This window comes from Dermacoccus sp. 147Ba, from assembly GCF_004151355.1.
Lineage (GTDB): Bacteria > Actinomycetota > Actinomycetes > Actinomycetales > Dermatophilaceae > Dermacoccus > Dermacoccus abyssi.
In genome coordinates this window covers 133253-154751 of record NZ_SEHL01000006.1, presented here as the reverse complement: position 1 = coordinate 154751, position 21499 = coordinate 133253, and the positions used below count along the sequence as shown (strand labels likewise).

Here is a 21499-nt window from a genome sequence, read left to right as displayed (position 1 = left end):
TTCGCCTGGCTCAGTGACTGTGGACGCCGAGGCGCACGGCCCGGGCGTCCGTCAGGCTCGCCACTTGGTCCACGACGACGCGTAGCGCCTCCGCGTCCGACGTGGCGTGTTCGATGTCGTCGAGGAACATGGGGTCCATGTCGTCCGGATGCTGGGCGAAGTGCGCCACGAGCGCCTCCACGACCTCACGCTGCCGTGTGTGCTGTTCGTCGCGCATCGGAGTGAACATGACGAAGTGCGCCGAGATTCCCTTGAGCACGGCCACCTGAGCGCGCACGTCGTCCGGGATGACGAGGCGTGCCTCGTAGCGCACGAGCGGGGCACTGCCGTAGCGCTCCCGCGTGGCGTCCTCGGGCGCTGCCGCGAAGCGTCCGACGAGGGTGCTCGTCATGTCCTTGAGAGCCGCGAGATCGCGGCGGGTGCCGTCGTACGTCGCTGGAAGGTCGTCACGCAGAACCCGTTCCAGCGCTTCGTCGAGGACTGCCGCCGGCAGGTCGGGCGCATACATCCGTGCGGCCACCTCGACGACAGCCGCCCGCTCCGCCGTGCCGTCGAGCGCCTTCAGGTCCAGGGCCTCGGCCGCGATGGCGTCCTCGACGTCGTGCACGCTGTAGGCCACGTCGTCGGCCCAGTCCATGATCTGCGCCTCGAGACACGTGCCGCCTTCCACACCGTCACGCACGAAGTCGAAGACGTCGCGATCGTCCTCGTACACCCCGAACTTGCGGGAGCCCTCGGGGCCGTGGCCGCGCCGCCAGGGGTACTTCGTCGACGCGTCGAGCGTCGCCCGCGTGAGGTTGAGCCCGGCAGGGCGCCCCTTCGGGGTCTGACGCTTCGCCTCGAGGCGTGTGAGGAGTCGGAACGTCTGGGCGTTGCCCTCGAAACCACCGATGTCGTCGCACAGAGCGTCGAGGACCTGCTCACCGAAGTGCCCGAACGGTGGGTGCCCCAGATCGTGGGCCAAACATGCGGCGTCGACGACGTCGCTGTTGCACCCGAGAGCGTCTGCCAGTTCGCGCCCGATCTGCGCCACCTCGAGTGAATGTGTCAACCGGTTGCGAACGAAATCGTCCGTACCTGCCTGCCACACCTGCGTTTTCGTCGACAACCGGCGCAAGGCCGCCGAGTGGACGATGCGCGCCCTGTCGCGCGCGAAGTCATCACGATCGGAGCGCTTACGTGTCAGATCCTCGACGACGTAACGCTCGCGGTCGGCGGCGGTGTAGGCGTTCAGCGAAGGGCCTCGAGCTGCTTGCGAAGGTCGGTGGCCCAGCCGTTGAGCCAGTCGCGGCGCATCTCGTTCCAGGCGTCTGCGATGAAGTCGCTGGGGAACATGATGCTCGACTCGTCCGGCAGGGAAAGACCCAGGTCGCGGCCGTCCGCATCGGTGATGACGCGCCACTCGAGGACGGACTCCAGCGTCAGCCACTGGCCGAGCGCGAAGCCGAGCATGGCGACGAACGGCGTCGGATCCTCACGCTCGTCCTCGTCCTGGTCAAGGACGTCGTCGACGTAGCTCTCGTACGCGCGATCGATGGAGCGGACATCCGTGACGTCGATGTTCCAGCGCGCAGCATCGTCGAGCCACTTGTCGAGCACCTCCTGCTCGGCCGGCCCCACGGGTTCGATGGTGATCTCGCTCATCAGCTGGCCCTCCCGTAGCGCACGCGAGCGCGCTCGCGCGCCTTGATCGCCTCGACCTCTCGGTCCTTCGGCGGAGCGTTGGTGACCAGGGAGTCGATGAGTTCGCGCGACGCCGCGGTGATCACCTCGACGGCCGCCTCGTACGCGGCCTCGTTGGCGGCGGAGGGCTTGGTGGATCCACCGATCTTGCGCACGTACTGCAACGCTGCGGCGCGCACCTCGTCGTCGGTGGCCGGAGGCTCGAAGTTGTTCAACGGACGGATGTTGCGGCACATGCGCATAGCGTTGCACATTCCGCCCACTACGACGGCAGTCGAGCGGCCCCGCCCACTACGCTGAGAGCATGACTCGCCTCCCGCACCCCCTGGTCTCGGCCACGCGCCTGAAGCAGCGCCTCGACGCCGGTGAACCCATCACGCTGCTCGACGCGCGGTGGGTGCTCGGTGGCGAATCGCAGCGTCCTGCCTACGCAGAAGCTCACCTTCCCGGCGCACGCTGGGTGGAGTTCGAGGACGCCCTCACCGGAACGCCGGGCGACGGCGGAGAAGGTGGCCGTCACCCCATGCCGAACCGGAAGAGCTTTCAGTCGGCCATGCGCGCCGCCGGCGTGATGAACGACGTTCCGGTCGTCGTCTACGACGCCTCCAACTCCCTGGCGGCCGCCCGTGCGTGGTGGCTTCTGCGCTACTTCGGCAAGCTCGACGTCCAGGTCCTCGACGGAGGGTTCGACGCCTGGGTCGCCGCGGGTGGCGACGTCGTGCCCGGCGAGGACTCCGCCGCCGAGGAAGGCGACTTCGTCGCCACACCGCGCCATCTCACCGCCGTCGACGCCGAAGGTGCAGCCGACCTCGCAGACCGCCACCTGCTCATCGACGCCCGATCCCCCGAACGTTTTGCCGGCCAGAACGAACCGGTCGACGCCGTCGCCGGACGCATCCCCGGCGCCGTCAACATCCCCGCCCTGTCGAACGTCGGCCCAGACGGGCGCTTCCTGTCGACCGACGACCTCGCCATGCGGTTCACCGCCAAGGGCCTGCCCACGCACCAGCGCGTCGGCGTGTACTGCGGCTCCGGTGTGCAGGCCATGCACCTGGCTCTCGCCCTCGAAGTGAGCGGCGTGTTCCCGGACCCGGCCGTCTACGTCGGATCGTGGTCGGACTGGATCACCGATCCCGATCGTCCGGTCGAGAGCGACGCCTGGACCTGAGCCCCCGTTCCACCGACGAAACGGCCGTGGCCGCTCCCCGACTGATCGGGAGCGGCCACGGCCGTTCGGCGTGCGGTGTGGCTCAGACGCGCTTGGGCAGGCCCAGGGTGACGTCGGCCTCGGCCTCGAGCTCGAGCGCCTTCTCCGGCTCGGCCTTCATGTCGGTGCCGAGCGTCGGCATGACCGAGCGCAGCTCGTTCTCCCACGTGCTCCACTCGTCCTTGAACGACGTGCGCAGGATGTCGAGCGCGATCGGCACTGCGGTGGACGCACCCGGCGAGGCGCCGAGCACGCCGGCGATCGAGCCGTTCGCCGAGCTGATGACCTCGGTACCGAACTGGAGCGTGCCCTTCGTGCCCGAAGCGGGCTTGATGATCTGCGCGCGCTGACCGGCGACGAAGAGCTTCCAGTCCTCGCTCTTGGCCGTCGGGGCGAAGTCACGCAGCGCCTCGATGCGCTTGGCCTGGTTGGCGATGAGGTCCTGCGCCAGCACCTTCGTCAGGCCGAGGTTGTCGAGACCGGCCGTCGCGATCGGCAGGAGGTTGTCACCGCGCAGCGACGCGAAGAGGTCGAGAACCGAGCCCTCCTTGAGGAACTTCGGCACGAGGCCCGCGAACGGACCGAACAGCGCGGTGCGCTGGCCGTCGATGATGCGGGCGTCGAGGTGCGGCATCGACATGGGCGGAGCACCCTCGGCGGCCTTGCCGTACACCTTCGTGTTGTGCTTCGAGGTGAGCGCCGTGTTCTCCGTTGACAGGAACGTGCCGGAGACCGGGAACAAGCCGTAACCCTTGACCTCGGGAACGCCCGCCTTGCGCAGCAGCTTCAGCGTGTAGCCGCCGGCGCCGACGAGCACGAGCTTCGTGCGCACCGTCTTGGCGGCACCGTCACGCAGGTTCTTGACCGCGACGTTCCACATGCCGTCGGAGTTGCGCGAGATGTCGGTGACGTCGTGCTCGAGCTCCAGCGAACCACCGCGGGCCGTGAAGTCGGTGAAGAGCTGTCGCGTCACGGCACCGAAGTCGACGTCGGTACCGCTCGGGGCATAGGTGGCGGCGATCTTCTCACCAGCAGGGCGGCCCTCGATGAGCAGCGGCGACCACTGCTCGATCTGGCCGTAGTCCTCCGAGTGCTCCATGTCGTGGAAGAACGGGTGCGCCGAGAGAAGACGGTAACGCTCACGCAGGAACTTCTGGTTCGCGTCGCCCTTGACGAACGACATGTGCGGCGTGTTGTTGATGAACGTCGACGGCTCACGCAGAGCGCCCTCGCGCACGAGCGAACCCCAGAAGGTCTTCGTCGTCATGAACTGCGAGTGGATGCCGATGGCCTTCGTGATGTCGACGCTGCCGTCGGGCATCTCAGGCGTGTAGTTGAGCTCGCACAGCGCCGCGTGGCCGGTGCCCGCGTTGTTCCAGCCGTTCGACGACTCCTTCGCCACGGCGTCCAGACGCTCGTAGACGCTCAGTTTCCACTCGGGGTGGACTCGCTGGATCATGGCCGCCAGCGTTGCGCTGACGATGCCGCCTCCGATGAGAACGACGTCCACGGACTCGGATGCGCTCTTCGCGCCCTCGTTGTTCACCCACATACCCCTTCACATCGCGTATTCAGGCTCTCCCGACGACGATACTCGGCGGTCACGACCCGCGGCCACTCGGTGTGCACGCTGTGACGCGTTGCTCAGCCGCCGGAGTTCTCCGCCTCGGCCTCGGCGACCCACGCCGCCTGCTGCGCGGTGAGGTCCTGCGTGTCCAGCCACCCCTCGGGTAGGACGACGCGTCGCTCGCTTCCGGCGCGACCGCGCGGCCCCTCCGCAGGGGCGCCGGGCCACGGCTGGTCGAGGTCGAGGCTCGCGATGAGGTCGTCGAGCGAGGCGAGCGAATCGACGAGCGCCAACTGGTGGCGAAGCTGCGAGCCGACGGGGAAGCCCTTGAAGTACCAGGCGATGTGCTTGCGAATGTCGCGGCAGCCCTTGACCTCGTCGTCGTAGAACTCGACGAGGTACTCGGCATGACGACGCAGCGTGGCGCACACCTCCCCGAGGCCGGGGTCGACGCGGGCGTCGGAGCCGGCGAAGGCGGCAGCGAGTTCGGTGAAGAGCCACGGACGACCGAGGCAGCCGCGTCCGACGACGACGCCGTCGCACCCGGTCTCGGTGACCATGCGCAGCGCGTCGTCCGCGGACCAGATGTCGCCGTTGCCGAGCACGGGGATGCTCGTCACCGTCTGCTTGAGGTCGCGGATGGCGCTCCAGTCGGCGTGACCCGAATAGGCCTGCGACGCGGTGCGCGCGTGGAGCGCGACGGCGGCCGCGCCCTCGCCCTCGGCGATGCGGCCGGCCTCGAGGAAGGTCAGGTGGTCGGCGTCGATGCCCTTGCGCATCTTGACGGTGACGGGAATGTCGTACGGCGCCGCTTCACGGATGACCGAGCTGACGATGCCGCGGAACAGCTCCGTCTTCCACGGCAGGGCCGAGCCGCCGCCCTTGCGCGTCACCTTGGGTACCGGGCAGCCAAAGTTGAGGTCGATGTGGTCGGCGCGTCCCTCGCTCGCGAGGATGCGGGCCGCGCGTCCGGCGTTGACCGGATCGGTGCAGTACAGCTGGATCGAACGAGGGTTCTCGTCCGGGTCGGTTTCGATGAGCTTCATCGTGATGGGGGTGCGCTCGACGAGGGCGCGCGAGGTGATCATCTCGCTGACGTAGAGCGACGTCGCACCGCTCGCCCCACCGGCCACGGCGCCCTCGGTGCCGTACTGACGGCACAGGCGTCGGAAGGCCCGGTTCGTGATGCCCGCCATCGGCGCGAGCACAACCGGGGAGTCGATCGTGTGGCGCCCGATCTGCAGGGGCGCGAGAACGGGCGTGGCGGGGCGGTCGAGAACAGTCATCGCGTCCCATTCTCCCACCTCGCAGCGAGTGCCCCGAAAGCGCGAGCGCGGGCGTCCACTACGCTTGTTCGGTGCCCGAGAACGAGTCCACGAACGACCAGCGCCCCGAAGTCTCCGTCAGCACGACGCGCGCGAAGGTGATGCACGCGTCCGACCCCGCCGTCGGCGCGATGGCCCGCCTCCCCCAGGGCGCCGTCGTCACGGCGTTCGTCGTCGTCATGGTGATTGGCATCGTCTTCCGGGGCGTCATCGGCGCGATCTGCTTCGGCCTCGTCTCGCTCGTGTTGGGCTGGCTGCTCTACCTGTCGTGGAACCAACTGCGCCCCGTCGACCGACTGGCGCGCGCCGCCGTCCTGTGTCTGACGGTGGCCGTCACCGTCGTCCTCGCCGTTCCCAAGTGAGCGATTTTGACAATGATTCTCACTTGAGGTGAGAATGGTTGTCATGCTTCGCACCTCACGCCTCAGCCTCGCCGCATCCGCCCTCGTCGTCACCACGGCCCTCACGGCCTGTGGTTCGGGATCGTCGAATTCGGGTTCGGGCGACAAGGTCGAGACGGTCGCGAGCTTCTACGCCCTGCAGTACGCGCTCGAGCGCATCGGCGGCGACCGTGTGGAGGTCTCCTCGCTGACGAAGCCCGGGCAGGAGCCGCACGACATCGACCCCTCGCCCAAACAGATCGCCTCGCTGGCCGACGCCGACCTCGCGGTCTACCTCAAGGGGTTCCAGCCGAGCGTCGACGCGGCCGTCTCCTCGAACGCGAAGAAGGACAAGACGCTCGACGTCGCACCCGATGCGGACATGACGCTCAAGCTGTCGTCGACCGAGAGTGTCGGCGGCGAGGCCCACGAGCACAGCGAGGGCGACGGTCACGACCACAGCGGGGACACGGACCCGCACTTCTGGCTCGACCCGGTGCGCTACAAGGCCGTCGTTCAGGCCGTCGGTGCGCGCCTGGCCAAGGCCGATCCGGAGGGCAAGGCCACGTACGAGGCGAACACGAAGAAGATGGTGGCCGACCTCGACGCGCTGGACACCGAGTTCAAGAGCGGCTTGGCGAACTGCACGAACAAGACCCTCGTCACGGGCCACGCGGCGTTCGGCTACCTCGCGAGCCGGTACGGTTTCACGCAGGTCGGCGTCAGCGGCGTCTCCCCCGAGGCCGAGCCCACGCCGCAGCGCCTCAAGGCCGTGGCCGCGTTCGCGAAGAAGCACGCCACGACGACGATCTACTCGGAGACCCTCGTCTCACCGAAGACCGCCGAAACGGTGGCCAAGCAGACCGGTGCGAAGGTCGCCGTGCTCGACCCGCTCGAAGGCCTGACCGACGCGAGCAAGGGCAAGAACTACTTCGAGGTCATGAAGTCCAACCTCACAACGCTGAAGCAGGGGCAAGGGTGCAAGTGAAGGACGACAGTGAGCCGGTGATTCGGCTGCGCTCGGCCGCGTTCGGCTACGAAGGGCGGGCCGTCGTCAGTGACGTCGACCTCGACATCAATCACGGCGAGATCATCGCGGTGCTCGGGCCGAACGGTTCCGGTAAGTCGACGCTGATGCGCGGCGTGCTCGGCCTCAACGACCACGTGAGCGGCGAGGTGGAGCTCTTCGGCACGCCCGCGGCCGAGTTCAAGGAGCGCACGCGCATCGGCTACGTGCCGCAACGCCACACGCTCTCGGGGTCCGTTCGGGCGACGGTCGAGGAGATCGTCGAAGTCGGCCGGCTGCCGCACCGACGCTGGTACCAGCGCGCGAGCGCCGAGGATCGTCGTCTCGTCGCCGAGGCCCTTTCCGAGGTAGGCCTCGCCGACCGTGCGCTCGCCGACGTCTCCACGCTCTCGGGCGGTCAGCACCGTCGCGTCCTCATCGCTCGAGCGCTCGCCGCACAGCCGGACGTCCTCGTCATGGACGAGCCGACGGCGGGCGTCGACACGGCCAGCCAGGAGGTGCTCGCCGAGGTGCTCCAGAGCCTCGCCGCGACCGGTGTCACCATGGTGATCGTCACCCACGAGATCGAAGCGCTGCGCGGCGTCATCACCCGCGTCGTCGAGGTGACCCATGGGCACATCTCCTTCGACGGCACGCCCGGCGAGTACGGGCAGCGGTTCGCCCGCACCATCTCCGACGACCACCTGCACGTTCCCGGCGCTCACGACGCACACCACGACGCCGAGCACCACGTGCCCGGCCCGAGTTACGCCGTCGGACCGCTCGATCCGTCCCCACGCCACGAAGGAGGCCGACGTGGCTGAACTGTTCGCCCTCGACGCGATGCGTCACGCGCTCGTCGCGGCGCTGCTCGTCGGTGCTGCGGCGCCGGCGGTCGGCGTCTTCCTCGTCCAGCGCCGCCTGTCGCTCATCGGTGACGGCATCGGCCACGTCGCCCTGGCGGGCGTGGCCGTCGGTGTGCTCTTCTCGACGTCACCCATCCTGACGGCCCTCATCGCTGCCGTCCTGGCCGCGTGCGCCATCGAGTTCATCCGCCTGCGCGGCACGACGAACGCCGACGTGGCGCTGGCCGTCATGTTCTACGGCGGCATCGCGGCCGGCGTCGTGCTGCTGGCGCGCGCGGACAACGCGGGTCAGACGTCGATCAACCAGTACCTCTTCGGTTCGATCCTCACGACGGCCAGCGACCAGCTGTGGCAGTTCGGTGCCCTGGCGCTCGTCGTCGTCGGCGCCACGACGGTGCTGCGCAAGCGCCTTTTCGCCGTCGCGAACGACGAGGAGTACGCGCGTGCGGTCGGCCTCCCCGTCGTGCCGCTCAACCTCCTGCTGTCGATCCTCACGTCGGTGACGGTGGTGCTCTCGATGCGCGTCATCGGCCTGCTGCTCATCTCGGCGCTGATGATCCTGCCGAACGCGACCGGCCAGATCCTCGCCCGCAGCTTCCGCCTGACGACGGCGATCGCCGTGATCATCGGATGCCTCAGCGGCCTCAGCGGCGTCGTGTCGGCCTACTACCTCGACACCCCGCCCGGCGGAACGGTCGTGCTCGTGGCCGTCGGCATCTTCCTGGCCGCGTCCTTCGCGAGCGCCGTCGTGCGTTCCACTCGGGCGCGGCATGCGCGTCGGGTCACGCATCACGCGCACGAGCACCGAGAGGGTTGCGGTCACCCGGCGGTGCGCCACGGTGACCACGTCGACTACCTTCACGACGGCGAGTACCACGCACCGCACAAGGACCACTGGGACGCTCACGCGCCCGCCGATGCTGCGCCGAGCCCGAGGAGGCACGATGTCGACGCGTAAGCCCACCCGCCAGCAGGCCGCCGTCAGCGCCAAGCTCGACGAACTGGACGACTTCACCTCAGCGCAGGAGTTGCATGCACAGCTGCGTGCCTCCGGCGAGACGGTCGGCCTCGCCACCGTGTACCGCACACTGCAGAACCTCGCCGGGGACGGCACCGTCGACGTGCTGCGCACCGATGACGGCGAGGCGATCTACCGCAGCTGCGCGACGTCGAAGCATCACCACCACCTCGTGTGCCGTAACTGCGGGCACACGGTCGAGGTGGAGGGCCCGACCGTCGAGCATTGGGCCGACTCGGTGGCCGCGCACCACGGCTTCACCGAGGCGACACACCAGATCGAGATCTTCGGATTGTGCGCGCAGTGCTCGACGAGGAAGACGCACGTCTCGCTCTGACATCGCACAGCCCGCGCCTCGTCGGCGCGCGCTCGTCAGTCGATGAGGCCGTCGTCGTCGTAGATGCCACCGTCAGGGGCGTCGGGGTCGGCCATGAGCTGCGGGTCGTAGCCGGCCTTCGGCTTGGCCGCCGGCGCCGCGGCCGCTTGGCTCTCAGCCGCAGTCACCGCGTCGACGGCGCCGCCGTAGCGACGGTCGCGGCGGGCGTAGGTGTCCACGGCTTCCCAGAGCATCCGACGGTCGAAGTCGGGCCACAGGGTGTCGAGGAAGACCATCTCCGCGTAGGCGCTCTGCCAGAGCTGGAAGTTGCTCGTGCGCTGCTCGCCGGAGCTGCGCACGAAGAGGTCGACGTCCGGAAGCTCGGGCGCGTAGAGGTAGCTCTGGATCGTCTTCTCGGTGATCTTCTTCGGCGACAGACGACCGGCGGCGACGTCCTCGGCCATGGCGCGAGTGGCGTCGACGAGTTCGGCACGACCGCCGTAGTTGACGCACATCTGCAGGGTGCAGACGGTGTTGTTCTTCGTGCGCTCCTCAGCGCGCTCAAGTTCGCGCACGACAGAGCGCCACAGGCGAGGCTTGCGGCCACTCCAGATGACGCGCACGCCCCACGAGTCGAGCAGGTCGACGCGGCGACGGATCGTGTCGCGGTTGAAGCCCATGAGAAAGCGCACTTCCTCGGGCGAGCGGCGCCAGTTCTCCGTCGAGAAGGCGTAGGCGGAGATGTTCTTGACGCCGATGTCGATGCAGCCGGCGACGACGTCGATGAGCATCGCCTCGCCCGCCTCGTGGCCCTTGGTGCGCGGCAGGCCTCGCTCGTTCGCCCAGCGGCCGTTGCCGTCCATCACCATGGCGATGTGCTGAGGAATCAGCTCGGCCCGGATCGCCGGGGGCGTGGCCCCACTCGGGTGCGGTTCGGGCTTGATCGGCGTCACGAATGGTGTCCTTCCGAGGCGGTCGCGGGGGCAGCCGGACGAGCGGGTGCCGCGGCGATCTCGTGGTCTCCGCGGTCGACGTGGCGCAGCGAGCGTACGCCGTGTTCAAGGTGCCACTGTACGTACGAGGCGATGAGGGCACTCGACTGGCGGCGCACGCGATCATCGGTGGCGGCGACGCCGATCCAGTCGCCTCGCATGAGGGCGTCCATGAGGACGAAGGTCTCCGGCGCGGGCGCGCTTGAACCCGGTGGCCGGCACTGAGGGCACACCGCTCCCCCGGACGCGACGTTGAACGAGCGGTGCGGACCCGGGTCGCCGCAGCCGGCGCAGTCGCGGAAGCTCGGCGTCCAGCCGGCCGTGGCGACGGCGCGCACGAGGTAGGCGTCGAGCACGAGGTAGGCCGGAATCTCGTTCTGCGCAAGGGCCGCCAGGGCTCCCGCGAGGAGGTTGAAGTGGGCGAGGACGCGGTCGGAATCCTCACAGAGCCGGTCGGCCGTCTCGAGCATGGCGGCGCAGGCGGTATAGGCCGAGTAGTCCTTGGAGATGGCGTCGCCGTACGGAGCGAGGATGTCGACCTGGGTCACGGTGTCGAGGTTGCGCCCCTCGTACATCTGCACGTCGATGACCATGCCCGGTTCGAGGCGCGCCCCGAACTTCGACTTCGTCTTACGCACGCCCTTCGCGACGGCACGCTTCTTGCCGTGGTTGCGGGTGAGCATCGTGATGATGCGGTCGGCCTCCCCCAGCTTGTGGGTACGCAGCACGATCGCTGCGTCGCGGTAGAGGGCCATGACTCCATTGTCTCGCGGGCGTCAACACGGGGCGGGTGGGCGCGCCGTTGCCGAGTTCGGTTCCGCTTCTTGGTGACGGTTGGGGCAGGTGGTGACGTTTGTCCGTCACCACCTGCCCCAACCGTCACCACCTAGCGGCCACCAGGTGCGCGCTCAGTGCTCCTCGATGTGCAGGGCCCCGGACGGGCAGCGCCCCACAACCTCGCGCAGGTGATCGGCGGAGGCTTCGTCGGGAGCTTGCTCGGGATTGATCCAGGGACGCTCGGACGTGTTGAAGACGCTCGGCGTTCAGTGCTCCAGCTGGTGAGGTTTGCTGCGGTTGGTGACGTTGCAACGTCACCATCCGCAGCAAACCTCACCAGCTGACCTCCGTCGCAGCTCTCCCATGCCATAATCGAACGCATGTTCGGAGGTTTACAGGGTTCACTGCTCGACCAGGTCGACGAGGTCGGCGTCCGCCCGCTCGCCGGCGCCGTACGTCGCACCGAGTTGTCGCGTGGTGCGTGGGTCGATCTGCGCCCGGGCTTCATCACCGGCGCTGACGAACTGTTCACGCGCCTCAATCTCGGCGGTAGCGCCGGAGTCGACTGGCAGGGTGAACGTCGCGTCATGTGGGAGAAGGAAGTGGAGACGCCACGCCTCCTGCGCTTCTACCGCAGCGACGAGACGTGGCCCGACCCGGTGATGCGCGAAGCGCAGGACGCCCTGAGTCGGCACTACTTCCCGGAACTCGGGGAGCCCTTCACCACGGCAGGAATGTGCCTGTACCGCGACGGCCGAGACTCTGTCGCGTGGCACGGCGACAAGGAGGGCCGCTCGAGCACGCAGGACACGATGATCGCCATCGTCTCGATCGGCTCACCGCGCACCCTTGCGCTGCGTCCCGTCGGAGGCGGCAACAGCCTGCGCTTCCAGATCGGGCACGGCGACCTGCTCGTCATGGGCGGCAGCTGCCAGAGGACCTGGGAACACGCGGTGCCGAAGACGACCAAGCCCGTCGGCCCGCGCATCAGCATCCAGTTCAGGCCGTACAACGTCCGCTGAAGCCACTCGTGCTGGGCGAACGTCCAGCGTCGCCGCATAGAGTCCACGCATGGACGCTGCACAGAGACTGATCCGGGGCCAGGAGCTCATGGACGCCGTCATCGCCGACACCGAGGCCATCCGCGCGCTCACGCGCGACCTGCCCGCCATGGGCGAGCGCTTCGACGCCGTCGACGCCGCCCACCACGAGACGTGGAGCGAGAACCCGGACGACCCGGGCGCGGTCTCGATGCCCGTCATCAGCGACGACTACCCGTGGGACATCGCGACGGCCCGCAGCAATGCGCTGCGTCACCTCGTGCGCACCGCCGCCGACCTGCACACCCAGGAGCGTGACGCGTGAGCACCGACGCAACGAACAGTTCAGCGAGTGAGCCTCTGAAGACTGGTCGCGATCAGAGCACCCTCGACGCCGTCGAGCACGACACCGCGCGCATCGCCCGGTTCACGAGCGGGCTGCGCACGATGGACGCCCGCTTCAGCGAGTTCGACGCGTACTACCGCGGCGCCTGGAGCGCCGATCGTGACGACGAGGACGCCCCCAACCTGGCCGTCACCGGCGAGGACTACCCCTGGGACGCCCTCAACGACTACCTCGACGCCCTGCGCGAACTCCTGCGTGTTGCCACCGAACTGCAGACGCGCGAACGTCGTCCCTGATCTCGAACCGGCCCCCGGCCTCACGGCAGGCTCCCCCGCCCAGCGCCGGTCTCCTGCGACACACGACGGGCCGCCGACAGACATGACGAAGCGGGTGGAGCCCAGTACCTTCCCCGGTTACTGGGTTCCACCCGCCCACATGATTATGCCGTCAATCGTGCGCTGATGCGCACTTGCGCGATCACACGACCGCTCAGGCGTTCACCTTCGCAGCGTCACGCTCCGCGCGGTTGACCGCCGACAGGATCGCCATGAGCGAGGCCTTGACCGTCGACTCGTGGATGCCGACGCCCCACAGCACGCGGTCGCCGATGGCCACCTCGACGTACGCCGCAGCGCGCGACGCCTCGCCCGAGCTCAACGTGTGCTCCGAGTAGTCGAGCAGGCGCACGTCGACGTCGATGCTGCTTAGCGCGTCGAAGAACGCGTCGATCGGGCCGTTACCGGTACCCGTGATCGTGAGCGGCTCCCCCGCGTCCGTGAGGCGCGCGACGATGTGGTCCTGGCCGTCGTCCGTCGACTCGAGCGAGTGACCGACCGGCGAGAAGCGGCCCCACGCGGAGTCACCCGTGCCCGTACCCGGCAGGTACTCGTCGGAGAACGTCTCCCACAGCCATTGCGGCGTCACCTCGCCACCCGCGGAGTCCGTCCACTTCTGGACGACGCCCGCGAACTCGATCTGCAGACGACGCGGCAGGTCGAGGTTGTGCTCGCTCTTGAGCAGGTACGCGACGCCGCCCTTGCCCGACTGGCTGTTGACGCGCACGACCGCCTCGTACGAGCGGCCCACGTCGTGCGGGTCGACCGGCAGGTACGGCACGCCCCAGACGAGCTCGTTGATCGGCTTGCCTGTCTCCTTGGACTGACGATCCATGTCGTCGAAGCCCTTCTTGATGGCGTCCTGGTGCGAGCCGGAGAAAGCCGTGAAGACGAGGTCACCGCCGTAGGGGTGGCGCTCGGGCACCGGCATCTGGTTGCAGTACTCGACCGTCGACCGGATCGTCTGGATGTCGGAGAAGTCGATCTGGGGATCGACGCCCTGGCCGAAGAGGTTGAGGCCCAGCGTCACGAGGCACACGTTGCCGGTGCGCTCACCGTTGCCGAACAGGCAGCCCTCGATGCGGTCGGCGCCGGCCATGTAACCCAGCTCGGCCGCCGCGACGCCCTCGCCCCGGTCGTTGTGCGGGTGCAGCGACAGGATGACCGATTCGCGGCGGTTGAGGTTGCGCGACATCCACTCGATCGAGTCGGCGTAGACGTTCGGCGTCGCCATCTCCACCGTCGCCGGCAGGTTGATGATCATCTTGTGGTCCGGCGTCGGGTCGATGACGTCGATGACCTCGTTGCAGATGCGCGCCGCGAACTCCAGCTCGGTGCCCGTGTAGGACTCCGGCGAGTACTCGTAGTACACCTTCGTCTCGGGGATCGTCTCCTCGAGCTTCTTGCACAGGCGCGCGCCCTGCAGCGCGATGTCGACGATGCCGTCCTGGTCGAGGTTGAACACGACCCGGCGCTGCAGCACCGACGTCGAGTTGTAGAAGTGCACGATCGCCTGCGGAGCACCCTTGATGGCGTCGAACGTCTTCTCGATGAGGTGGTCGCGGCACTGCGTCAGCACCTGGATCGTCACGTCGTCCGGGATGTGCCCGCCGTCGATGAGTTCACGCACGAAGTTGAAGTCGGTGTCGGACGCCGAGGGGAAACCGACCTCGATGTCCTTGTAGCCCATGTCGACGAGCAGCTTGAACATGCGCATCTTGCGCTCGGAGTTCATCGGATCGATGAGCGCCTGGTTGCCGTCACGCAGGTCGACCGCGCACCAGCGCGGGGCCTTGTCGATGACCTTGTCGGGCCACGTGCGATCGGGCAGGTCGACCTTGATTTGCTCGTGGAAGGGGACGTACTTGCCGATCGGCATGGTCGTCGGCTGCTGTGCGTGCATTTGGGTTTTCGCCTCACTGCGTTTCGTTGCGGGTGCCGGCCGAGCACCATTCAACTCCGCGGTGAGGATGGCCGACTAACTGGCCCCACCGCGGCATCGAAGAAGGAGGCTCACTCCCTGCGAAAAGCGCACGCCCTCACCGTAGGCGTGACGCGGCGCACAGCACCACCGTTCGAGACGAGCGTCCCAGCACGCGGACGTCGCCACGCATTGCTCGCCTGTGAGCATCACCCTTGAGCGCGCCCTCAGCGCCGGATGTCGCTCGCGCGCCGAATGACGAGGTACTTCTCGTCGATCTCCTCGATGGAGTACTTGCCGATCGGCACCTCGGAGACGACGAGTTCCTCGTCGAGCGAAAACGGCGCGATGCGCGTCGTCACCTCGCGCACGATCTCGCCGTCACGCACGGTGCGGTAGGTGTTCGTGATCTCGACGCGCCCGTCCTTGACCGGCACGGTCTGACGCCAGCGCTCGTAGGTGTTGCGGCCCATCGTGGCGCTGGCCGACTTCACCATCTCCTCACCGGTCTCGACGACGCCGTACGCGCGGCTCATGAGGATCGGGGCGCCCTCCGGCAGCACCTGGGCCATGCGGTCCCAGAACGCCTGACGGGCCCGTCCGCCGAGGAAGTAGATGACGTTGAACAGCAGCGCACCGCCGATCTGCTCGGGCATCCACGCGTCGAGGATCGAGTTCGGCACGACGGTCGTGCGCTCACGCAGTTCGGGGCGCTCGGCCACACGCATCATGAGCATCGAGCGCATCCAGGCGTCGGGCTCGACGGCGATGAGCTCGGAGTCGGGGAACTGCTCGGCGAGGGCCAGCGTCGTCAGGCCCGATCCCGGGCCGATGTCGACGAGCGGCAGGTCCGGCTTGAAGCCTGCTGCCTCCCACGGGATTCCGCCGACGTAGTCCGTCGCCGGATCGATCGGCAGACGCAGCGTGTCACCGAATTCGGCCCACGCCTCGTGATCCTTCATGTTGCCAGCCATCGTGTCGTTCACACCCTCAGAAATTGAATCCCAGCTTGCCCAGCTGCTTGGGGTCGCGCTGCCAGTCCTTCGCGACCTTGACGTGCAGGTCGAGGTAGACCTTCTGGCCGAGGAGCTTCTCGATGCCCTCACGCGCCGTCGTGCCCACCTCGCGCAGCCGCGAACCACCGCGCCCGATGATGATCGCCTTCTGGCTCGAGCGCTCGACGAACACGTTGACGCGCACGTCCATGAGCGGCTTGTCCTCGGGGCGCCCCTCGCGCGGCACCATCTCCTCGACGACGACGGCGAGCGAGTGCGGCAGTTCGTCGCGCACACCCTCGAGCGCGGCCTCGCGGATGAGTTCGGCGATCATAACGATCTGCGGCTCGTCGGTGAGCACGTCGTCTGGGTACAGCTTCGGCGACGGCGGCAGGTAGCTCGTGAGCACCTTCGCGACGTCCTCGACCTGGCGCCCGGAGACGGCGGAGCACGGCACGATCTCCGCCCACTCCCCCAGTCGGTCGACCTCGATGAGGTGCTCGGCGAGGCGTTCACGATCGACCTTGTCGGTCTTCGTCACGATGGCGACGACCGGCTTGCGGCGCACGCGCTGCAGCTCGGCGAGGTCCTTCGCGATGTACTGGTCGCCCGGGCCGACCTTCTGATCGGCGGGCAGGCAGAAACCGATGACGTCGACGTCCAGCAGCGTCTCGCGCACGACGTCGTTGAGTCGCTCCCCGAGGAGCGTGCGGGGCTTGTGCAGCCCGGGGGTGTCGACGAGGACGATCTGCCCGTCGTCCTGCGTGAGAATGCCGCGGATCGTGTGACGCGTCGTCTGCGGCTTGCTCGACGTGATGGCGACCTTCTCGCCCACGAGGGCGTTCGTCAGCGTCGACTTGCCGGCGTTGGGCCGGCCCACGAGGCAGGCGAACCCTGCCCGGTACGTGCTCTCGTCAGTGTTCATCACACCATCTCCTCCGCGCCGCTGTTGGCGGCGTGTTCATCCCCGCGCTCGGCGGGATCTTCGTCTCCGACGCGCTCGACCACGAGGGTGGCCAGCTGGTGGCGTCGTCCGGCCATCTTCTCAGCCGTGAGGCGCAGACCCGCAATCTCACCCGTGGCGCCGGGCAGTGGCATCCGTCCGTCGATCTTCGCGAGCAGACCGCCCACGGTGTCGATGTCGTCCTCTTCGATCGTGACGCCGAACAGCTCGCCCAGGTCGTCGATGGACATGCGCGCGGGCACGCGGGTGCGTCCGTCACCGAGATCCTCGACGCCCGGCGTGACGCGGTCGTACTCGTCATCGATCTCGCCGACGATCTCCTCGACGATGTCCTCCATCGTCACGAGGCCCGCGGTGCCGCCGTACTCGTCGACGACGATGGCGAAGTGGACGCGGTCGCGCTGCATCTCCTTGAGCAGGGCGTCGACCGGCTTCGACTCGGGCACGAACGCCATGTCGCGCATGACCTCGCTGATGCGGATCTCCTCGGCCTCACCCGTGAGGTGACGACGCACGACGTCCTTGAAGTAGAGCAGGCCGACGATGTCGTCGGTGTTCTCGCCGACGACGGGCACGCGGGAGAAGCCGGAACGCACGAAGAGGTTCATCGCCTGGCGCAGGCTCTTGTGGCCGTCGATGACGATCATGTCGGTGCGCGGCACCATGACCTCGCGCACGATGGTGTCGCCGAGTTCGAAGACCGAGTGGATCATGCGTCGTTCGTCGGCCTCGATGAGGTCGGAATCCTCGGCGAGGTCGACGAATTCGCGCAGTTCGGCCTCGGAGTCGAACGGGCCTTCGCGGTAGCCCTCGCCCGGGGTGACGGCGTTGCCGAGCGCCACGAGCATCCGTGCCAACGGCGAGAGGACCTTGAGCGCGACGAGCAGCGGACGCGACGCGGCGAGCGCCACGGCGTCGGCGTGCTGGTGGCCGAGCGTGCGCGGCGAGACGCCGACGAGCACGAACGAGACGACCGCCATGACGGCCACCGCCGTGATGAGCGCGGGCCAGAAGTCGTCGAAGATGCGGGTGGCCGCGACGGTGACGAGCACGGCCGCCGTCATCTCGGCACCGACGCGCGTGAAGGTGAGCACCATGAGCGCGGTGCTGTGTCGTTCGACGACGGCTCCGAGCGCCGGCGCGGCGGCGTGGCCGTCCTCGGCGAGCGACGCGACGCGCAGGCGCGTCATGCGGCTGACGGCGGATTCCACGAGGGCGAACCCGAATCCCAGAACCACGCTGACGAGCGCGGCGATCAGCACGATCGTCACGTGCGTTCCACTCCCTGACTACTCGCGACCGCTCGGCGGCGCGATGCGGATCGTGCCCGCCTCGACGCTGCGGCCACGGCTCGCGAGGTAGGTGAGCAGGATCGTGCGCTGCAGTTCGAACATCTCGAGGCGCTCCTCGGCCTCGGCGTGGTCGTAGCCGAGCAGGTGCAGCACGCCGTGAACGGTGAGAAGGAGCAACTCCTCCATCGCGTCGTGCCCTGCCGCGGACGCCTGGGCGGCGGCCACCGTCGGGCACAGAACGATGTCGCCGAGCATGCCCTCGTCACTCAGCGCGCCCTCACGACCGGGTGTCAGCTCGTCCATGGGGAAGCTCATGACGTCGGTGGGGCCCTCGAGATCCATCCACTGCACGTGGAGGGTCTCCATGGCCGTCTCGTCGATGATACGGATCGACAGCTCCACGTTGGGGTGGACGAACATCGCGTCCATCGCGTAGCGGGCGCAGTCGTGAATCTCGTCGAGATCGACGGCGACGTCGGTCTCGTTGGCGAGGTCGATCGTCACTTGCGTTCTCCCTGCTCGTCGTTCGCACGTGCCTCGCGGCGCTTCTTGGCCTGCGCCTTACGACGCTCGGCAGCGGCGTCGTAGCGACCGTAGGCGTCGACGATGTCGGACACGAGGCGGTGACGCACGACGTCGCCGCTGCTCAGGTGCGCGAAGTGCACGTCGCCCACACCCGTGAGCACGTCCTCGATGACGCGCAGGCCGGACGTCGTGCCACCCGGAAGGTCGACCTGCGTGACGTCACCGGTGACGACGATCTTCGAACCGAAGCCGAGTCGCGTGAGGAACATGCGCATCTGCTCGCTGCTCGTGTTCTGGGCCTCGTCGAGAATGATGAACGAGTCGTTGAGCGTGCGTCCACGCATGTACGCGAGCGGCGCCACCTCGATGGTGCCGGCGGCCATGAGCTTGGGGATCGAGTCGGGATCGATCATGTCGTGCAGCGCGTCGTAGAGCGGGCGCAGGTACGGGTCGATCTTGTCGTTGAGTGTGCCCGGCAGGAAACCGAGTCGCTCGCCCGCCTCGACGGCGGGGCGGGTCAGGATGATGCGGTTGACCTGCTTGCTCTGCAGCGCCGCCACGGCCTTTGCCATGGCGAGGTACGTCTTGCCCGTACCGGCGGGGCCGATGCCGAAGACGATCGTGTTCTTGTCGATCGCGTCGACGTACTCCTTCTGGCCCAGCGTCTTGGGACGAATCGTCCGGCCACGGCTGGAGATGATGTTCGTCGTGAGCACGTCGGCGGGGCGCTGCGCGTTCTTGCTGCGCAGCATGGCGATGGAACGCTCGACGTTGTCGCGGTTCACCGCGTGCCCCGCGTCGATCATCGTGAGCAACTCACCGACGAGGGTCTCGACGATGGCCGCGTCCTCGGCCGGGCCGTCGATCGTCAGCTCGTTGCCCCGCGCGAAGACGAAGAGGCGCGGGAAGGCGCGCTCGATCGTGCGAAGGAGCTGGTCGGTGGGCCCGAGCAGCTGAACCATCGACACGTCCGGCGGGACGACGATACGGGTCTGGCTGGACGTCTCGGGGGTGGCCTGGGTGGCGGGAACGTCTGTCATCGTGCCTCCAGTCTAGGGCGCGTCAGCTCCAGCGCGAGCGCGCGAAGAGCGCGGCCAGTGCCGCGGGGCCGGCCGACGACGAGCGCAGCACCGTGCGTCCCATCCGGACGCTCGTGGCGCCCGCAGCGGCGAACGCGTCGAGTTCGCCCGGCGTGATGCCGCCCTCGGGGCCGACGACGAGCACGACATCGCCCGCGTCGGGCAACGTCACGTCGCTCAGTCCGACCTCGGCGTCCTCGTGAAGGACGAGTGTGAGGGCCGATTTCTCGACGAGGCGGACAACGGTCTGCTTCGCCGCGAGCTCGTCAACGACGGGCGGCGTGGCCTGACGCGATTGTTTCGTGGCGGCCTCGGCCTGCGCCACCCATTTACGGCGCGCCTTGGCGGCCCGCTCGCCCTTCCACTGAACGATCGAGCGCTCAGCCTGCCAGGGCACGACGCGGTCGACACCGAGCTCGGTGGCGGCTTCGAGCGCCTGGAGATCGCGGTCGCCCTTGGCGAGTGCCTGGACGAGGGTGAACGTGACGGCCGGGCGCTCCTCGCGCTCCACCGTCTGCACGAGCGCCGTCAGTTCCGACTTGGCCGTGGACGCGACGACGCAGTGGGCCAGGAGCCCTTCGCCGTCGGCGAGGAGGATCTCCTCCCCCACGGCCATGCGCTTCACAGTGACCGCGTGGCGTCCCTCGTCACCGCCGAGCACGACCGGCTCCTCGGGCCGCATTTGCTCACGCAGCGTGCCCGGCGCGACGAAGTACAGATGTGCGGTCACGTCAGCCCTTCCAGGCCTGACGCAGCTTGCCGAGCAGGCCCTGGTTGACGGGCTGGAACTTGGGAGCAGGCGTTTCCTCGCCGCGCGACGCCGCGAACTGACGCAGCAGGTCGGCCTGCTCGCTCGTCAGCTTGCTCGGCGTGCGCACGTTGGCGTGCACGAGCAGGTCGCCGCGGCTCTCGGTACGCAGGCGCGTGACGCCGAGGCCCTTGAGCGTGACGACGTCGCCCGGTTGGGTGCCGGCCTGGATGTCGATGTCGCGCGGGCCGTCGAGCGTCTCGAGCGGAAGGGACGCGCCGAGTGCCGCGGCCGACATCGGCAGTTCGAGCGAGCAGTGCAGGTCGTCACCCTGACGCTGGAACATGGGGTGCTTCGCGACGCGCACCTCGACGTAGAGGTCGCCGGCGGGGCCGCCGCCGTGGCCGACCTCGCCCTCGCCGCGCAGCTGGATGCGCGTGCCGGTGTCGACGCCCGCGGGCACCTTGATGCTGATGGTGCGGGTGTCGCGCTTGCGGCCGTTGCCGTCGCACTCGAAGCAGGGGCTGTCGATGATGTCGCCGTAGCCGTCGCACGCCGTGCACGGACGCGAGGTGAGCACCTGGCCGAGGAAGCTGCGCTGCACCTGCTGGGTCTGACCGGCGCCACCACACACGTCACACGTGTGCTTGCCGGTGCCGGGGCGCGAGCCGTCGCCGTGGCACGTCGTGCAGACGACTGCGGTGTCGAACGTCAGGTCGACCTCGCCGCCGAAGACGGCGTCGGACAGCTCGATGTCGAGCGGCAGCAGGGCGTCCTGGCCGTGTTGTACGCGGCTGCGCGGGCCACCCGAGGCGCCCGCTGCGCCGCCGGTGAAGAACGCGTCCATGATGTCGCTGAAGCTGAAACCGGCGCCGCCGAAGCCGGCACCCGCACCGCCGCCGGGCGCGTACGGGTCGACTCCCTGGTCGTAGGAGGCCTTCTTCTCGGGGTCGCCGAGCACCGCGTAGGCCTGACCGACGCGCTTGAACTGATCCGCCGCCTCGTCGGACGGGTTGACGTCCGGGTGGAGCTTGCGCGCCATCTTGCGGTAGGCGCGCTTGATCTCCTCGCTCGAGGCATCGCGGGAGAGGCCGAGTTCGGCGTAGTAGTCGTTCAC

The 21499-nt window shown here is 68.3% G+C and carries 24 protein-coding genes and 1 pseudogene; 9 read left to right on the top strand and 16 right to left on the bottom strand.

Features of this window, described 5'->3' with window-relative positions:
• Positions 1-10 precede the first annotated feature (10 nt).
• Genes EVU97_RS09660 through EVU97_RS09650 form a run of 3 tightly spaced genes read right to left on the bottom strand, consistent with a single transcriptional unit; the run spans position 11 to position 1919 of the window.
• Entirely contained in the window at positions 11-1234 is a 1224-nt protein-coding gene (locus tag EVU97_RS09660; RefSeq protein WP_225911137.1) for a deoxyguanosinetriphosphate triphosphohydrolase, read from the bottom strand.
• Positions 1231-1644 carry a DUF3806 domain-containing protein gene (locus EVU97_RS09655; protein ID WP_047312078.1) on the bottom strand — a complete coding sequence of 138 codons (414 nt, stop codon included), beginning with the start codon at positions 1642-1644 and terminating at the stop codon, positions 1231-1233. The genes EVU97_RS09660 and EVU97_RS09655 overlap by 4 nt, the downstream gene beginning before the upstream one ends.
• Complete coding sequence (locus tag EVU97_RS09650) at positions 1644-1919, bottom strand: DUF2277 domain-containing protein (RefSeq protein ID WP_129665365.1); 276 nt, start codon at positions 1917-1919, stop codon at positions 1644-1646. The genes EVU97_RS09655 and EVU97_RS09650 overlap by 1 nt, the downstream gene beginning before the upstream one ends.
• Before the next feature lie 68 nt (positions 1920-1987).
• Here EVU97_RS09650 and EVU97_RS09645 point away from each other — a divergent pair, with 68 nt between their 5' ends.
• Positions 1988-2851 (top strand): sulfurtransferase, encoded by an 864-nt coding sequence (locus EVU97_RS09645; RefSeq protein WP_047312077.1) that lies wholly within the window; start codon positions 1988-1990, stop codon positions 2849-2851.
• Between the two features lie 82 nt (positions 2852-2933).
• Here the strand turns inward: EVU97_RS09645 and mqo are convergent, their stop codons facing one another.
• On the bottom strand, positions 2934-4436 hold the full coding sequence (gene mqo, locus EVU97_RS09640; RefSeq protein WP_240730192.1) for a malate dehydrogenase (quinone): 1503 nt from the start codon (positions 4434-4436) through the stop codon (positions 2934-2936).
• Positions 4437-4534: 98 nt separating this feature from the next.
• Positions 4535-5743, bottom strand: coding sequence for a tRNA dihydrouridine synthase DusB (gene dusB, locus EVU97_RS09635; RefSeq protein WP_118912637.1), 1209 nt, complete (start codon positions 5741-5743; stop codon positions 4535-4537).
• 71 nt (positions 5744-5814) lie between these two features.
• Between dusB and EVU97_RS09630 the strand changes: the two genes are divergently transcribed.
• The 5 genes from EVU97_RS09630 to EVU97_RS09610 are packed head-to-tail and all read left to right on the top strand — an operon-like array spanning position 5815 to position 9389.
• On the top strand, positions 5815-6144 hold the full coding sequence (locus EVU97_RS09630) for a DUF6703 family protein (protein WP_047312074.1): 330 nt from the start codon (positions 5815-5817) through the stop codon (positions 6142-6144).
• Positions 6145-6187: 43 nt separating this feature from the next.
• Entirely contained in the window at positions 6188-7150 is a 963-nt protein-coding gene (locus EVU97_RS09625; protein WP_225911120.1) for a metal ABC transporter substrate-binding protein, read from the top strand.
• Entirely contained in the window at positions 7147-7992 is an 846-nt protein-coding gene (locus EVU97_RS09620) for a metal ABC transporter ATP-binding protein (RefSeq protein ID WP_129665359.1), read from the top strand. The genes EVU97_RS09625 and EVU97_RS09620 overlap by 4 nt, the downstream gene beginning before the upstream one ends.
• On the top strand, positions 7985-8992 hold the full coding sequence (locus EVU97_RS09615; RefSeq protein WP_129665357.1) for a metal ABC transporter permease: 1008 nt from the start codon (positions 7985-7987) through the stop codon (positions 8990-8992). Before EVU97_RS09620 ends, EVU97_RS09615 begins: the two co-directional genes overlap by 8 nt.
• A complete protein-coding gene (locus tag EVU97_RS09610; protein WP_129665355.1) occupies positions 8979-9389 on the top strand; it encodes a Fur family transcriptional regulator in 411 nt (136 codons plus the stop codon). Before EVU97_RS09615 ends, EVU97_RS09610 begins: the two co-directional genes overlap by 14 nt.
• Positions 9390-9424: 35 nt before the next feature.
• Here EVU97_RS09610 and EVU97_RS09605 read toward each other — a convergent pair whose 3' ends face one another.
• From EVU97_RS09605 to EVU97_RS15435, 3 genes and pseudogenes are all read right to left on the bottom strand, one after another.
• Positions 9425-10321, bottom strand: coding sequence for an isoprenyl transferase (locus tag EVU97_RS09605; protein ID WP_129665353.1), 897 nt, complete (start codon positions 10319-10321; stop codon positions 9425-9427).
• On the bottom strand, positions 10318-11115 hold the full coding sequence (recO, locus tag EVU97_RS09600) for a DNA repair protein RecO (protein WP_129665351.1): 798 nt from the start codon (positions 11113-11115) through the stop codon (positions 10318-10320). Before recO ends, EVU97_RS09605 begins: the two co-directional genes overlap by 4 nt.
• Positions 11116-11268: 153 nt before the next feature.
• A pseudogene (locus EVU97_RS15435) lies at positions 11269-11388 on the bottom strand ((4Fe-4S)-binding protein); the annotation flags it as partial.
• A gap of 129 nt (positions 11389-11517) precedes the next feature.
• On the opposite strand from EVU97_RS15435, the gene EVU97_RS09590 reads away from it, so the two are divergent.
• The 3 genes from EVU97_RS09590 to EVU97_RS09580 are packed head-to-tail and all read left to right on the top strand — an operon-like array spanning position 11518 to position 12819.
• Positions 11518-12159, top strand: coding sequence for an alpha-ketoglutarate-dependent dioxygenase AlkB (locus tag EVU97_RS09590; protein WP_129665349.1), 642 nt, complete (start codon positions 11518-11520; stop codon positions 12157-12159).
• 49 nt (positions 12160-12208) lie between these two features.
• The gene (locus EVU97_RS09585; protein WP_129665347.1) at positions 12209-12502 is read left to right on the top strand and encodes a hypothetical protein; all 294 of its coding nucleotides are present in this window, start codon (positions 12209-12211) and stop codon (positions 12500-12502) included.
• Complete coding sequence (locus tag EVU97_RS09580; protein WP_129665346.1) at positions 12499-12819, top strand: hypothetical protein; 321 nt, start codon at positions 12499-12501, stop codon at positions 12817-12819. Before EVU97_RS09585 ends, EVU97_RS09580 begins: the two co-directional genes overlap by 4 nt.
• A 193-nt stretch (positions 12820-13012) precedes the next feature.
• Here the strand turns inward: EVU97_RS09580 and leuA are convergent, their stop codons facing one another.
• The 8 genes from leuA to dnaJ all read right to left on the bottom strand — a co-directional run bounded on the left by leuA (position 13013) and on the right by dnaJ (position 21499).
• Positions 13013-14761, bottom strand: a complete 1749-nt coding sequence (gene leuA / locus EVU97_RS09575) for a 2-isopropylmalate synthase (RefSeq protein ID WP_129665344.1) — start codon at positions 14759-14761, stop codon at positions 13013-13015.
• A gap of 245 nt (positions 14762-15006) precedes the next feature.
• Positions 15007-15753, bottom strand: coding sequence for a class I SAM-dependent methyltransferase (locus EVU97_RS09570; protein WP_225910957.1), 747 nt, complete (start codon positions 15751-15753; stop codon positions 15007-15009).
• 16 nt (positions 15754-15769) lie between these two features.
• Complete coding sequence (gene era, locus EVU97_RS09565; protein WP_129665342.1) at positions 15770-16699, bottom strand: GTPase Era; 930 nt, start codon at positions 16697-16699, stop codon at positions 15770-15772.
• Positions 16699-18009, bottom strand: coding sequence for a hemolysin family protein (locus tag EVU97_RS09560; RefSeq protein ID WP_129665340.1), 1311 nt, complete (start codon positions 18007-18009; stop codon positions 16699-16701). Before EVU97_RS09560 ends, era begins: the two co-directional genes overlap by 1 nt.
• A gap of 18 nt (positions 18010-18027) precedes the next feature.
• Positions 18028-18534 (bottom strand): rRNA maturation RNase YbeY, encoded by a 507-nt coding sequence (ybeY, locus tag EVU97_RS09555; protein ID WP_129665338.1) that lies wholly within the window; start codon positions 18532-18534, stop codon positions 18028-18030.
• A complete protein-coding gene (locus tag EVU97_RS09550; protein ID WP_129665336.1) occupies positions 18531-19595 on the bottom strand; it encodes a PhoH family protein in 1065 nt (354 codons plus the stop codon). The genes ybeY and EVU97_RS09550 overlap by 4 nt, the downstream gene beginning before the upstream one ends.
• A gap of 22 nt (positions 19596-19617) precedes the next feature.
• Complete coding sequence (locus tag EVU97_RS09545; protein ID WP_129665334.1) at positions 19618-20364, bottom strand: 16S rRNA (uracil(1498)-N(3))-methyltransferase; 747 nt, start codon at positions 20362-20364, stop codon at positions 19618-19620.
• Between the two features lies 1 nt (position 20365).
• On the bottom strand, positions 20366-21499 hold the full coding sequence (dnaJ, locus tag EVU97_RS09540) for a molecular chaperone DnaJ (RefSeq protein WP_047312059.1): 1134 nt from the start codon (positions 21497-21499) through the stop codon (positions 20366-20368).

Coding starts and splice junctions, on each gene's coding strand:
- EVU97_RS09650 (WP_129665365.1), bottom strand. CDS start 1,919: ATGTGCCGCAACATCCGTCCGTTGAACAACTTCGAGCCTCCGGCCACC.
- dusB (WP_118912637.1), bottom strand. CDS start 5,743: ATGACTGTTCTCGACCGCCCCGCCACGCCCGTTCTCGCGCCCCTGCAG.
- era (WP_129665342.1), bottom strand. CDS start 16,699: ATGAACACTGACGAGAGCACGTACCGGGCAGGGTTCGCCTGCCTCGTG.
- EVU97_RS09570 (WP_225910957.1), bottom strand. CDS start 15,753: ATGGCTGGCAACATGAAGGATCACGAGGCGTGGGCCGAATTCGGTGAC.
- EVU97_RS09645 (WP_047312077.1), top strand. CDS start 1,988: ATGACTCGCCTCCCGCACCCCCTGGTCTCGGCCACGCGCCTGAAGCAG.
- EVU97_RS09610 (WP_129665355.1), top strand. CDS start 8,979: ATGTCGACGCGTAAGCCCACCCGCCAGCAGGCCGCCGTCAGCGCCAAG.
- EVU97_RS09585 (WP_129665347.1), top strand. CDS start 12,209: ATGGACGCTGCACAGAGACTGATCCGGGGCCAGGAGCTCATGGACGCC.
- EVU97_RS09655 (WP_047312078.1), bottom strand. CDS start 1,644: ATGAGCGAGATCACCATCGAACCCGTGGGGCCGGCCGAGCAGGAGGTG.
- EVU97_RS09590 (WP_129665349.1), top strand. CDS start 11,518: ATGTTCGGAGGTTTACAGGGTTCACTGCTCGACCAGGTCGACGAGGTC.
- EVU97_RS09625 (WP_225911120.1), top strand. CDS start 6,188: ATGCTTCGCACCTCACGCCTCAGCCTCGCCGCATCCGCCCTCGTCGTC.
- recO (WP_129665351.1), bottom strand. CDS start 11,115: ATGGCCCTCTACCGCGACGCAGCGATCGTGCTGCGTACCCACAAGCTG.
- EVU97_RS09550 (WP_129665336.1), bottom strand. CDS start 19,595: ATGACAGACGTTCCCGCCACCCAGGCCACCCCCGAGACGTCCAGCCAG.
- leuA (WP_129665344.1), bottom strand. CDS start 14,761: ATGCACGCACAGCAGCCGACGACCATGCCGATCGGCAAGTACGTCCCC.